General features: G+C 68.7%; 14 protein-coding genes. 9 read left to right on the plus strand and 5 right to left on the minus strand.

Annotated features, from left to right (window positions below; all coding sequences use genetic code 11):
- Nucleotides 1-85 precede the first annotated feature (85 nt).
- The 3 genes from ACIQK7_RS05835 to ACIQK7_RS05845 all read right to left on the minus strand — a co-directional run bounded on the left by ACIQK7_RS05835 (nucleotide 86) and on the right by ACIQK7_RS05845 (nucleotide 2,164).
- Complete coding sequence (locus ACIQK7_RS05835; RefSeq protein WP_403022165.1) at nucleotides 86-850, minus strand: MBL fold metallo-hydrolase; 765 nt, start codon at nucleotides 848-850, stop codon at nucleotides 86-88.
- A 9-nt stretch (nucleotides 851-859) separates the two neighbouring features.
- On the minus strand, nucleotides 860-1,603 hold the full coding sequence (locus tag ACIQK7_RS05840; protein ID WP_403022167.1) for an NUDIX hydrolase: 744 nt from the start codon (nucleotides 1,601-1,603) through the stop codon (nucleotides 860-862).
- Between the two features lie 87 nt (nucleotides 1,604-1,690).
- Nucleotides 1,691-2,164, minus strand: coding sequence for a hypothetical protein (locus ACIQK7_RS05845; protein WP_403022169.1), 474 nt, complete (start codon nucleotides 2,162-2,164; stop codon nucleotides 1,691-1,693).
- Nucleotides 2,165-2,296: 132 nt separating this feature from the next.
- Between ACIQK7_RS05845 and fgd the strand changes: the two genes are divergently transcribed.
- The 5 genes from fgd (at nucleotide 2,297) to ACIQK7_RS05870 (ending at nucleotide 8,027) form a co-directional block, all read left to right on the plus strand.
- A complete protein-coding gene (gene fgd, locus ACIQK7_RS05850) occupies nucleotides 2,297-3,301 on the plus strand; it encodes a glucose-6-phosphate dehydrogenase (coenzyme-F420) (RefSeq protein ID WP_403022171.1) in 1,005 nt (334 codons plus the stop codon).
- A gap of 200 nt (nucleotides 3,302-3,501) precedes the next feature.
- Nucleotides 3,502-4,275 (plus strand): electron transfer flavoprotein subunit beta/FixA family protein, encoded by a 774-nt coding sequence (locus ACIQK7_RS05855; RefSeq protein ID WP_403022173.1) that lies wholly within the window; start codon nucleotides 3,502-3,504, stop codon nucleotides 4,273-4,275.
- A gap of 27 nt (nucleotides 4,276-4,302) precedes the next feature.
- Nucleotides 4,303-5,274 (plus strand): electron transfer flavoprotein subunit alpha/FixB family protein, encoded by a 972-nt coding sequence (locus tag ACIQK7_RS05860; RefSeq protein WP_403022175.1) that lies wholly within the window; start codon nucleotides 4,303-4,305, stop codon nucleotides 5,272-5,274.
- Nucleotides 5,271-6,209, plus strand: a complete 939-nt coding sequence (locus tag ACIQK7_RS05865) for a cytochrome b/b6 domain-containing protein (protein WP_403022177.1) — start codon at nucleotides 5,271-5,273, stop codon at nucleotides 6,207-6,209. The genes ACIQK7_RS05860 and ACIQK7_RS05865 overlap by 4 nt, the downstream gene beginning before the upstream one ends.
- Nucleotides 6,210-6,227: 18 nt before the next feature.
- The gene (locus ACIQK7_RS05870) at nucleotides 6,228-8,027 is read left to right on the plus strand and encodes an acyl-CoA dehydrogenase (RefSeq protein WP_403022179.1); all 1,800 of its coding nucleotides are present in this window, start codon (nucleotides 6,228-6,230) and stop codon (nucleotides 8,025-8,027) included.
- A gap of 8 nt (nucleotides 8,028-8,035) precedes the next feature.
- Here the strand turns inward: ACIQK7_RS05870 and ACIQK7_RS05875 are convergent, their stop codons facing one another.
- Complete coding sequence (locus ACIQK7_RS05875) at nucleotides 8,036-8,683, minus strand: SAM-dependent methyltransferase (RefSeq protein ID WP_403022181.1); 648 nt, start codon at nucleotides 8,681-8,683, stop codon at nucleotides 8,036-8,038.
- A gap of 68 nt (nucleotides 8,684-8,751) precedes the next feature.
- Between ACIQK7_RS05875 and ACIQK7_RS05880 the strand changes: the two genes are divergently transcribed.
- The 4 genes from ACIQK7_RS05880 to ACIQK7_RS05895 are packed head-to-tail and all read left to right on the plus strand — an operon-like array spanning nucleotide 8,752 to nucleotide 11,588.
- Nucleotides 8,752-9,330: a helix-turn-helix domain-containing protein gene (locus tag ACIQK7_RS05880; protein WP_403022183.1), complete on the plus strand. Its 579-nt coding sequence runs from the start codon at nucleotides 8,752-8,754 to the stop codon at nucleotides 9,328-9,330.
- 24 nt (nucleotides 9,331-9,354) lie between these two features.
- Complete coding sequence (locus ACIQK7_RS05885) at nucleotides 9,355-10,353, plus strand: TIGR03557 family F420-dependent LLM class oxidoreductase (protein ID WP_403022185.1); 999 nt, start codon at nucleotides 9,355-9,357, stop codon at nucleotides 10,351-10,353.
- Nucleotides 10,353-11,138 carry a coenzyme F420-0:L-glutamate ligase gene (locus ACIQK7_RS05890; RefSeq protein WP_403023994.1) on the plus strand — a complete coding sequence of 262 codons (786 nt, stop codon included), beginning with the start codon at nucleotides 10,353-10,355 and terminating at the stop codon, nucleotides 11,136-11,138. Before ACIQK7_RS05885 ends, ACIQK7_RS05890 begins: the two co-directional genes overlap by 1 nt.
- A gap of 9 nt (nucleotides 11,139-11,147) precedes the next feature.
- On the plus strand, nucleotides 11,148-11,588 hold the full coding sequence (locus tag ACIQK7_RS05895; protein WP_403022187.1) for a nitroreductase family deazaflavin-dependent oxidoreductase: 441 nt from the start codon (nucleotides 11,148-11,150) through the stop codon (nucleotides 11,586-11,588).
- A 41-nt stretch (nucleotides 11,589-11,629) separates the two neighbouring features.
- Here the strand turns inward: ACIQK7_RS05895 and ACIQK7_RS05900 are convergent, their stop codons facing one another.
- Complete coding sequence (locus tag ACIQK7_RS05900; RefSeq protein WP_403022189.1) at nucleotides 11,630-12,076, minus strand: hypothetical protein; 447 nt, start codon at nucleotides 12,074-12,076, stop codon at nucleotides 11,630-11,632.
- Between the last annotated feature and the right edge of the window lie 125 nt (nucleotides 12,077-12,201).

Raw genomic sequence — 12,201 nt, forward strand, 5'->3', positions numbered from 1 at the left:
CCAATTCAGGATCCAGGCTTTCCCAATTCAGGAGTTTTCTTTCCTAATTCAGGACCATATGCCGCTCTGGGCACATGGTCCTGAATTAGGAAAGTCGCAGGTAGGCGAGCTGGGTGGCGACGGATGACTCGGCGGCGAAGCGCACGGCGGGATCCACGTCGGCATAGACGAGGTCGGTGACGGACGCGACCTCGGCGGATGCGGCATCCGTCGACAGTTGCTGCAGTGCCTCGCGGATCTGCTGCAGCCGTTCGTGCCGGTGCTCGCGCAGCGCCTGGCAGACCGCTACCAGATCGGGAAGCTCCGGGCCGTGGGCCGGCAGCACGGTCACGGGGCCGAGCGCCTCCAGCCGGTCGAGCGAGTCGAGGTAGGCGGCGAGGGAGCCGTCGTCGTTCATGAGCACGGTCGTGCCGCGCCCGAGGATCGTGTCTCCCGTGAGCACGCCGACCTTGCCGTCCGCCTCGACGACGAAGCTGAGCGAGTCGGCCGTGTGGCCGGGCGTCGCGAGCACGCGGATGCTCACCCCGTCCACCTCGATGATCTCGCCGTCGACGAGTGGCTCGGCGTCGTGGCAGTAGGCCGGGTCAAAGGCGCGGACGGGCGCCCCCGTGCGCTCGCGAAGGCCCGGGATGCCGGCCGTGTGGTCGGCGTGGTGGTGCGTGATGAGGATGAGCGCCACGCGGCCCGCCGCCGCGAGCGCGTCGAGATGGCCGGCGTCGTCGGGCCCGGGATCGACCACCACGAGTTCGTCGGGGCGTCCCAGGAGGTAGCTGTTGGTGCCGTCGAGCGTCATCGGGCCGGGATTGGGAGCCAGCACGGGCCTCACGAGGTCGCTGAACTGAGTGTCCATGGCGCGACCCTACAGCGGGAACTCCGTGATGCCGTAGCCAGCCTCCGCCGGAATGATGCTGACGCGCGTGCCGTCGGGGCGCGTCTCGGCGCGGGCGTGGACGGCGAAGCGGGGCCGCTCTGCTGCCTGCCGGAGCGCATCCGTCGCCGTGCCGCTCTCCGCAAGCCGCAACAGGTTCGCGTAGGTGGGGAACATGATGTTCCGCTCGCCCTGCTCCGCGCGCCGGATGAGGGCACTGGGCGCCGCCCACTTGACGTTGACCGCCTCGGTGCCGTCCGCCGTCGCGGTCTGGTTGCGCGGTGCGCGCGCGAGCAGGAAGTGGGTGTCGAAGCGCTTCGGGTTCGTGGGCGGGGTGATCCAGTGCCCGAAGTGCACCACCTTGTCGAGGCGAAGCCGACCCCCCGATTCGCGCACCGTGTCGATGAAGCGGGGCGCCGCAGCATCCGGCTGCTCCACATGGCCGCCGTCAACGTGCTGTGCAAGGAGGAGGCCCGCCTCCTCGAAGGTCTCCCGGATGCCCGCGATACGGATGCCACGCTCGAAGCGATCGAGGTGCTCGGCGCCGGTGAGCAGCGGCAGCCACTCGTCGTCGCCGTCGTCGGGGTCGACGACCCCGCCCGGGAACACGATCGCCGAGGCGAAGGTCGCGCCGGCGTGCCGCTGCACGGTGAGCACCTCGAAGGGATCGTCACGGACGAGCAGGATCGTCGCGGCGAGCCGCAGGGCAGCATCCGTCGAACCGTCTCTCGTCACGACACCAACCTACGGTCTTTCCCAATTCAGGAGGTGCCCTTCACAATTCAGGACCGGGGCAGGCCCGGTCCTGAATTGCGTGAGCGGTCAGCGGCCGGCGAGGAGGTTGACGCCGAGCATCCCGAGCACACCGAAGGCGATGCCCCACAGGATGATCGAGATCGTCTGCCAGAGGATGACGGCGCTGCGCGAGGCGCCCCAGCCGACCATCGCACCCGAGGTGATCTGGCTTGGCAGCACGGTCTGGCCGAGCAGGCTCACGCCGGCGACGCCGAAACGATCGAAGCGATCCTTGAACTTCTGCTTGCGGGGGCTCAGCTCCTTCTCGTCGGAGCCGCGCACGTCGCGGATCTTCTTGAAGAGCAGCACGACGAGCACCATCGAGATCCAGTTGCCGACGACGGCCGCGATGATCGCGACGATGACGGGCACACCCGCCAGCACGCCGACGAGCGCGCCGCCGTAGGACTCGACGAACGGGATGGCGCTGATCAGGATCACCGCCGCCCACTGCCAGAACGGGTGTACGGACTCGGTGAACGCCTGGAGCGCGTCGATCACGGGTGGTGCCTTTCGTTGGGGGTGTGCGTCAACGGTAGCGAGTGGCCCAAGCCCGTGACATCCGCCGTCCGAACGACCCCGTGCGGGGGATCTGTACACATTCCTGCAACACGACGGGAGTAGTGTCTGGCCATGCTGAAACTCGGCCTCAAGGCATCCGCTGAACAGTTCGCACCGCGAGAACTCGTCGAGTTGGGCGTGCTCGCGGAGGAGCACGGCTTCGACAGCGTCACGGTGAGCGACCACTTCCAGCCGTGGCGCCACAAGGGTGGCCATGCGCCGTTCTCCCTCGCATGGATGACCGCCGTGGGCGAGCGCACCGAGCGCATCACGATCGGCACCTCGGTCATGACACCGACGTTCCGCTACAACCCGGCGGTGGTCGCGCAGGCCTTCGCGACCATGGGCTGCCTCTACCCGGACCGCATCTTCCTCGGTGTCGGAACCGGCGAGGCCCTCAACGAGATCGCGACGGGCTTCGATCGCGAGTGGCCCGAGTTCAAGGAACGCTTTGCACGCCTGCGTGAGGCGGTCGACCTCATGCGGCAGCTGTGGGTCGGCGATCGCGTCGACTTCGAGGGCGAGTACTACCGCACGGTTGGCGCCTCCATCTATGACGTGCCGGATGGCGGCATCCCCGTCTATGTCGCGGCGGGCGGCCCCCTCGTGGCTCGCTATGCGGGTCGGGCGGGCGACGGCTTCATCTGCACTTCGGGCAAGGGCATGGAGCTCTACACCGACTCGCTCCTCCCGGCTGTCGCGGAGGGTGCCGCGAAGGCGGGCCGCAGCATGGACGACATCGACCGGATGATCGAGATCAAGCTCTCCTACGACACCGACGCGGATGCTGCGCTGGAGAACACGCGCTTCTGGGCGCCGCTCTCGCTCACGCCCGAGCAGAAGCACTCGATCGATGACCCCATGGAGATGGAGGCGGCGGCGGATGCCCTCCCCATCGAGCAGGTCGCGAAGCGTTGGATCGTCTCGAACGACCCCGAGGAGGTCGTCGAGCAGGTGCGTCCCTACGTTGAGGCGGGACTCAATCACCTCGTGTTCCACGGGCCGGGCCATGACCAGCGCCGCTTCGTCGAGCTCTTCGAGCGTGATCTCGCGCCGCGCATCCGCGATCTCGCTTGAGTATCACGCGAATTCCGGGCACTGAGAGGTCGACTTCATCAACCTGCGCACGATGCAATACTTTGAGCGGCGGCACAGAAACTGTGTACGCAGGGACGCCCACAGCCGAGACATCCCACAGATGATCAGGTGCTGCATCGCGGGACGGGTAGTTTGGTATCCGGAGATGCCCCTGGGGTGACGACGACAAGGAGATATCAGTGAAGATTGCCGTGCTCATCAAGCAGGTGCCTGACACGTATGGCGAGCGCAAGCTGACGCCGGAGGGTCTGGTTGACCGCGACGCTAGTGACGCGATCATCGACGAGATCAGCGAGCGCGCGATCGAGGTGGCGCTGCAGCAGAAGGATGCTGACAAGAGCGTCGAGGTCGTTGTCGTCTCGATGGGTCCGGGTGAGGCGAAGGATGCGCTCCGCAAGGCGCTGTCGATGGGTGCCGACTCGGCGATCCACGTGCTCGATGACGCGCTGGTCGCATCCGACGCGGGTTGGACGGCCACGACGCTGGCGGCCGCCATCCGTCACATCGGCGGCGTCGACCTGGTCGTTGCCGGTGACGCTTCGACCGACGGTCGCGGCGGTGTCGTCCCGGCGATGATCGCCGAGCACCTGGGCATCTCGTGCCTCAACGGTGTCGATGGGCTGACGATCGGCTCCGAAGTGAGCGGTTCGCAGGCGACCGAGTCCGGCACCCGTGCCGTGCACGCTCCGCTGCCGGCGATCGTCTCGATCACTGAGAGCGCCGACGAGGCTCGCTTCCCCAACTTCAAGGGCATCATGACGGCCAAGCGCAAGCCGCTGACCGTGGTCTCCCTCTCCGAGCTCGGTGTGGACCCGTCGTTCCCGGGCCTTGCTCGTTCGGTCGTCGTGAGCACTTCTGAGCGTCCCGCGCGTGCCGCTGGCCGCAAGGTCGTCGACGAGGGCCAGGCCGCCGAAGAGCTCGTCGAATTCCTCGCCGCCCAGCGCCTGATCTAGTCACGACCTCATCTAAGGAGTATGCAGATGTCGAACATCCTCGCTTTCATCGAGGTCTCCACCACTGGCGAGATCCGTGGTTCCGCCCAGATGCTGCTGAAGGCAGCCGCCGACATGGGCACGCCCGTCGCGGTTGTCGCGGTGGCACCCGGCACGGGCGCCGGCCTCGTCGAGCAGCTGGGCAGCCTCGGCGCCCAGCAGGTCTACGTCGCTGAGACGGATGCCGCGACCACGACCGTCGCAGCCGGCCAGGTTGCCGCGCTCGAGGCCGCTGTCGCCGAGTTCAGCCCCACCGCCGTGCTTGCCGCGCACTCGCCCGACGGTCGCGAGATCGCGGGTCGCCTTGCGGTGCGCACCAAGGGAGCGCTCCTCGTTGACGCGGTCGGCGTGAAGGCTGACGGCGACCGTGTCGTCGCGACCCACTCCGTCTTCGGTGGCGCCTACACGGTCGAGGCAACGGTCGAGGGCGGCCTGCCCATCGTCACGCTGCGCCTCGGCGCGATCGACGGCCAGGCTCCTGCCGGCTCGGCGACGGCGCAGACCGCGCAGGTCACGCCCGACACGAGCGTCGCGGCCACGATCGACTCCGTCAACGACGAGACCGTCACCTCCACCCGTCCCGAACTGCGTGGTGCGCAGAAGATCGTCTCGGGTGGTCGCGGCCTCGGCTCGAAGGAGAACTTCGTGCTCGTCGAGCAGCTCGCCGACGCCCTCGGCGCAGCCGTGGGTGCCTCGCGTGCCGCGGTCGACGCCGGCTACGTGCCGCACTCCTACCAGGTTGGCCAGACCGGCATCACGGTCTCCCCGCAGCTCTACATCGCCCTCGGCATCTCGGGCGCGATCCAGCACCGCGCGGGCATGCAGACGGCCAAGACGATCGTCGCGATCAACAAGGACGAGGACTCGCCCATCTTCGAGATCGCCGACTTCGGCATCGTCGGTGACGTCTTCGAGGTCGTTCCGAAGGTCATCGAGGCGATCGAGGCTCGCGGCAAGTGAGTACCTCCACCTCCAAGGCGACGCCGTCCAAGAAGGGCGGGAACCGCAGCAAGTGGTTCCCGCTCGTCTGGGTCATCCCGGTCGCCGTCGTGCTGCTGGCCGCCGCCGTGCTCGGCGCCCAGTGGCTGCGCACCCTGCCTGAGGTCCAGTCGTTCCTCACCGACTACCCCGGCCATGTCGAACGCGACGAGGCCCAGGGCTTCCCCGTGTGGGTGCAGTGGTCGCACCTGTTCAACATCCTGCTGATCGTGCTGATCATCCGCTCCGGATGGCACGTGCGCACGCGGCAGCGCCCGCCGGCACACTGGACCCGCAACAACACGGGTCTGATCAAGACCAAGGGCAAGCCCACCAAGATCAGCCTCGACCTGTGGCTGCACCTGAGCCTCGACGCCCTCTGGGTGATCAACGGCCTAGTGTTCTACATCATGCTGTTCGCCACCGGCCAGTGGCAGCGCATCGTGCCGGCGTCGTGGGAGCACATCCCCAACGCGCTGTCCGCCGCGCTGCAGTACGCGTCGCTGGACTGGCCGCACGAGAACTCGTGGGTGTCGTACAACAGCCTGCAGATCATCGCCTACTTCGTGACGGTCTTCATCGCGGCGCCGCTGGCGATCGCGACGGGCATCCGGATGTCGGGCGCGTGGCCCAAGGATGCGGCGATCAACAAGGTCTACCCGGTCGAGGTCGCCCGCGCCATCCACTTCCCCGTCATGCTCTACTTCGTGGTGTTCATCATCGCCCACGTCACCCTCGTGTTCACGACGGGTGCCCTGCGCAACCTGAACCACATGTTCGGTGGACGCAACGAGGAGTCGTGGTTCGGCTTCGGGATGTTCGCCATCACCATGGTCGTGCTGATCGCACTCTGGTTCGCCGCACGACCGCTCATCCTGCGCCCGATCGCCAACCTCATGGGCAAGGTCAGCAAGTAACCTCTGGAGGTCCCCGCCGTGGCTGTACCCGCGCTTTCCCGCCGCGACCTGGACTTCCTGCTCTACGAATGGCTTGACGTCGAACGTCTCACGGAGCGCCCGCGCTTTGCGGAGCACTCCCGTGAGACGTTCGACGCGGTCCTCGACCTGAGCGCCGACGTGGCGACGAAGCACTTCGCGCCACACAACAAGAAGTCCGATGCCAACGAGCCCGTCATGGCGGAGGACGGCACCGTCACCCTCGTGCCCGAGATCGCCGAGGGCCTCGCGGCCTTCACCGAGTCGGGCCTCTTCGCCGCCTCCTTCGACGAGGAGATCGGCGGCCTCCAGCTGCCCATGTCGGTCATGCGGGCCTGCATGGCCTGGTTCCAGGCGGCGAACGCGAGCACCTCCAACTACGCCTTCCTCACGATCGGCAATGCGCACTGCATCGTCGCCCACGGGTCCGAGGAACAGGTCGACGAGTGGGTGCAGCCCATGCTCGAGGGTCGCTACTTCGGCACCATGGCGCTCTCGGAGCCGCAGGCAGGCTCGTCGCTCGCCGACATCACGACCATGGCGGTGCCCCAGGACGACGGCACCTTCCGCCTCACGGGCACCAAGATGTGGATCTCGGGCGGCGATCACGAGCTGAGCGAGAACATCGTGCACCTCGTGCTCGCGAAGACACCCGGCGCTCCCGCGGGCGTGAAGGGCATCTCGCTCTTCATCGTGCCCAAGTACCTGCACGCATCCGATGGTTCGCTCGGTGAGCGCAACGACGTGGTGCTCGCGGGCCTCAACCACAAGATGGGCCAGCGCGGCACGACCAACACCCTCCTGAACTTCGGGGAGGGCAAGTACACGCCGGGTGGCTCGGGCGGTGCCGTCGGCTACCTGCTCGGGGAGCTGCACAGCGGCCTCGCCTACATGTTCCACATGATGAACGAGGCACGCATCGGGGTCGGGATGCTCGCGACATCCCTCGGCTATGTCGGCTACCGGCAGGCGCTCGACTACGCGAAGGTGCGCACGCAGGGCCGCGGGCTCGGCGTCAAAGACCCGAGCACGCCACCGGTGCCGCTCATCGAGCACGCCGACGTGCGACGGATGCTGCTCGAGCAGAAGGCCTACGTCGAGGGCGGCATGGCGCTGGGCCTCTACTGCTCCACGCTCGTCGATGAGGAGCAGACGGCGGAGAGCGAGGAGGAGCGCACGCAGGCGACCCTGCTGCTCGACATCCTGACGCCGATTGCCAAGAGCTGGCCCTCGCAGTGGGCGCTGCGCGCGAACGAACTCGCCATCCAGGTGCATGGCGGCTACGGCTACACGCGCGACTTCGACGTCGAGCAGTTCTACCGCGACAACCGGCTCAACCCCATCCACGAGGGAACCCACGGCGTGCAGGGCCTCGACCTGCTCGGCCGCAAGGTCACCATGAAGGGCGGGGCGGCACTTGCGCTGCTGCTCGGCCGCATCAACGGGACCGCGGCGCGAGCACTCGAGGCCGGCGGCGAGGCTGCAGAGCAGGGGCGGATGCTGCAGGCCGCCGCCGCCCGCATCCAGCAGAGCACCGAGCGGCTGTGGGGCCAGGGTGACCCGGCCGTCGCGCTCGCCAACTCATCCGTCTACCTCGAAGCGGTCGGGCACGTCGTGGTCGCGTGGCTGTGGCTCGACCAGGCGCTCGCGGCGGGCGACAGGGCTGGCGAGTTCTACGAGGGCAAGCGGCGCGCGGCATCCTTCTTCTTCGCGTGGGAGCTGCCCAAGACGGGCCCGCAGTTCGACCTGCTCGACAGCCTCAACCGCGACACCCTCGACATGGAGCCCGCCTGGTTCTGAGCCAGTAGTCAACCCGCGGGGCGGCGCACCCGCAGCACCGTGTCGGCGATCGCCATCCGCGTGCCCTTCCAGGTCATGGTGCGTTCGAAGACCCCGTTCGTCTCGACGGTCCAGTCGGCTGGGAGCGCCAGCGAGGCGAGCACCTCGTCGGCGGTCGGCGGGATCTCGTGCGCGTGGTCCGGCTCGGTCGAGCCGGGCGGCGGGGCGCCGTGTCCGACGATGAGAAGCCGCCCGCCCGGCGCCACCGCGGCCACCGCGCGGCGGAGGATCTCCTCGCGCGGGAGCTCGACGGGCGAGTGGAGGAACGCCGCCGTCACGAGGTCGAACTCGGCACTCGGATGCCACTGCGCCAGGTCGGCCTGCAGCCACGTCACGCGGTGCGAGAGTCCGCGAAGCTGTGCTTCCTCGGCGGCGACCGCAAGGGCATTGGCGGAGATGTCGATCGCGGTCACGGTCCACCCGTGACTCGCGAGCCACAGGGCGTCGCCGCCTTCGCCGCTGCCGAGTTCGAGGGCGGTGCCGACAGGGAGGCCAGCCACCTCGTGTTCGACGGCGGCGTTCACGCGACCGCTCCACATCCGCCCACTCTCGCCGCGGTGACTGACGTAGCGCTCCTCCCAGAACGCGGCGGGGTCGTGCGCTTGTCGTTTCGTCATGGTTCCAGCGTGCGGCGTGCTAGCTTGACTGGCAACTATCCGTGCTGAATTGGCAAGAAGGGGGCGCCATGGCCGAGAACTCCGTCAAGCTCGTGGGTCCGCGGCTCAAGAGCTGGCGCGAGAAGCGCAGCATGACGCTCGCCGAACTGTCGCGCATCACCGGCATCTCCGCCAGTACGCTGTCGCGGCTCGAGGCAGGCAAGCGCGCGCCCAACCTCGAGCTCGTCGTGCCCATCGCGCGAGCCCTTCGTCTGGAGCTGGACGACATCGTTCCGCAGGCCGCACCCGACCCCCGGGTGGCCCGCACGAAGAAGCGAGTGGGCGAGATCCAGTACGAGACGCTCTCGCCCGAGTCGAGCCCCGTGCAGACCTACAAGGTCACCCTCCCGGCCAATCCGGACGGCGCGACGGCCGTGCCTGATCCGCGGGTGCACGATGGCCACGAGTGGCTCTATGTGCTCTCGGGGAGGCTGCGCCTCGTGCTGGGCGACCAGGAGGTCACGCTCGGCCCGGGCGAGGCCGCGGAGTTCGACACGCGGCTCCCGCACTGGCTCTCGGCGACGGGCGCCGGGCCCGTCGAGATGCTGTCGATCTTCAGCAAGGAGGGCAAGCGCATTCACCTGCGTGCCCGCCCTGCAGCGAAGTAGCCCGGGGGCTGGCAGGATTCACCTATGACTCGCGCGCGCATCGGCTACGCCGCCATGCTGGAACAGTTCGCGCCCTCCGAGGCGGTCGCGCTCGCCGCGCACGCCGAGGCGCACGGCTTCTCGGGAGTCATCGCCGCAGACCACTTCCAGCCGTGGGTTCCCGCGCAGGGCGAGTCGTCCTTCGTGTGGAGCGTGCTCTCGGCCCTCGGTGAGCGCACCGAGGGCAGCTTCGGACCTGTGACCTCGCCGACCTTCCGGATGCACCCCGCCGCCGTGGCGCAGGCATCCGCGACCCTCGCCAGCATGTACCCGGGTCGCCACTGGCTCGGTGTGGGCTCGGGCGAGGCGCTCAACGAGCACGTCGTCGGCCAGTACTGGCCCGAGGCGCCCGAACGCATCGACCGGATGTTCGAGGCTGTCGAGGTCATCGGCAAGCTCTTCGCAGGTTCGCTCGCGGGCCGTGACGTGCGGCACAGCGGCACGCACTTTCGCCTCGAGTCGGCGCGCCTGTGGACCATGCCCGAGGTCGCGCCCCAGGTGCTCGTCGCGACATCCGGACCCGTGACCGCGAAGCGCGCGGGACGGGTCGCCGACGGCATCATCACGACCAATGCGCCGCTCGAGAAGCTCGAGCAGCTGCTGCGCCGCTTCGAGGAGGGGGCCCGCGCGGCCGGCCGGGACGCGACATCCGCCCCGCGTGTGCTGCGCCTGCACCTCAGCTGGGCCGACACCGACGAGCAGGCCATGGCGAACGCCCTGCGGGAGTGGCCCAACGGCGCCATGCGGTTCTCGCAGGCCGATGTGCGGTCGCCCTACGAGTTCGAGCAGCTGGCCAGGCTCGTGCGGCCCGAGCATTTCGAGGGGCGGATGCTCGTGAGCGCCGACCTCGACGCCCACCGTGAGCACATCCAGCGCCACCTCGACCTCGGGTTCACTCACATCCACCTGCACAATGTGGGTCGCAACCAGCGCGAGTGGATCGAGGCCTTCGGGCGCGATGTGCTGCCGAAGCTGGTGGCGTGATGGCGTTGGTTCCAGGCCTCGCGGTCTTCGGCGTGGCGGGCATCCCCGAGGTGCGGCCGGGCGACGACATTGCGGCGCTCATCCTCGCGGCGGGCGCCGAACTGGAGCACGGCGACATCCTCGCCGTGACGAGCAAGGTCGTGTCGAAGGCCGAGGGGCGCGTCGTCGCGGCGGCCGACCGAGAGCAGGCGATCACCGACGAGACCGTGCGCGTGGTGGCATCCCGCGAGCATCCCGGCGGCGTCACCCGCATCGTCGAGAACCGGCAGGGCCTTGTGATGGCGGCGGCCGGCGTCGACTCGAGCAACACGGATGACGGCACCGTGCTGCTGCTCCCCGAGGATCCGGATGCCTCGGCCCGCACACTCTGCGCCGCGCTCCGCCGCGCGACCGGCCTGCGCCTCGGCGTCATCATCACCGACACGGCGGGGCGTCCCTGGCGGCAGGGACAGACCGACATTGCGATCGGTGCGGCGGGGGTGCGGGTCATCGACGACCTGCGGGGCACCACGGATGCCGCGGGGCGTCCGCTCACCGTCACGGCGGCGGCCATCGGGGATGAGGTCGCTGCGGCATCCGATCTCGTCAAGGGCAAGACCAGCGGCATGCCCGTCGCGGTCGTGCGGGGACTCGGCCGCTACGTCGCCGAGCTCGACGCACCGGGCGCGCGCTCCCTGCAGCGGCACGGCGACGCCGACATGTTCAGCCTGGGCACCGCGGAGGCGCGGGCGGAAGGCTTTGCGGCGGGGCGGGCCTCGCTACTCACGCCGCCGTCGTCGGCGTAGCGTGGGGGCATGCCACTCAGCGGAGACTACGAACCCAGCACATCGAAGCGCACCGCCGACCAGGTTGCCCTCTATGAGAGCTCCGGCGGCACGGAGGGCACGACCCTGGGCGGCAGGCCCGTCGTGATCGTCACGTCCGTCGGCGCAAAGTCGGGCAAGCTGCGCAAGATCGCGCTCATGCGGGTCGAACACGAGGGCGAGTATGCGCTCGTCGCATCGATGGGCGGGGCGCCGAAACATCCGGTCTGGTACTACAACCTCGTCAAGGAGCCGCGCATCGAGCTGCAGGACGGCGCCGACCGCGCCGACTACGAGGTGCGGATCGTGGAGGGCGAGGAGAAGGCGGCCTGGTGGGAGCGCTGCGTGGCCGCGTTCCCGCCCTACGCGGAGTACCAGCAGCGCACGGAGCGGGAGATCCCGGTGTTCGTGGCGCGGCGCATCGCGGAGTAGCAAGCTCATGGTTGCCGAACCCGCACATCGTCGGCGGCTCACTACACGTCGTCGGGCGTCGCCTCGTGATGCGGGGCGCCGTGCGTGCGGCGGTCCTCCTTCATCTCGGCCTCGAAGAGGTGCCGTCGGCCGCCAGCGAGCTGGTCACGGGCATCCTTCTCGACCTGTTTGAAGGTGGCGTAGTAGTTGTCGTCGTAGTCCTCGACGATCTGGAAGGTCCAGCGACCGCCGACGACGTTGCGGCCTACGACCTCGCGGTTGATGCGCTCGGCGAGCTCGTCGTGCCCGGCCTTGCGGAGCGCCTCGACCGCGTCGCCGAGGTGCAGGTCGGCCGTGCCGGTCAGCCGGTGGAAGCCATACAGCAGCCCCCGCGCATGCTCGACGACCTCGAGCGCCTCCGACAGTTTGCCGAGTGCCTCGACGGTCGCGTCGTCGAGTCCGTCTGGGCGCTGGTGGGCGGCATCCGGTCCGTCATGCGTCTCACTCATGCCCCGGATGTTGCCCCCGCCGCCCGAGAATTCGCCCAGTTGCGTGAGCCGGTCTTGAGTGAGATCCGACAAGTGCACCTTCCCGACGGCGCGGAAGGTGCATTTGTCGGATCTCACGCGAGGAG

Origin of the sequence: Salinibacterium sp. GXW1014 (assembly GCF_044769865.1) — a bacterium.
Classification (GTDB): domain Bacteria; phylum Actinomycetota; class Actinomycetes; order Actinomycetales; family Microbacteriaceae; genus Homoserinimonas.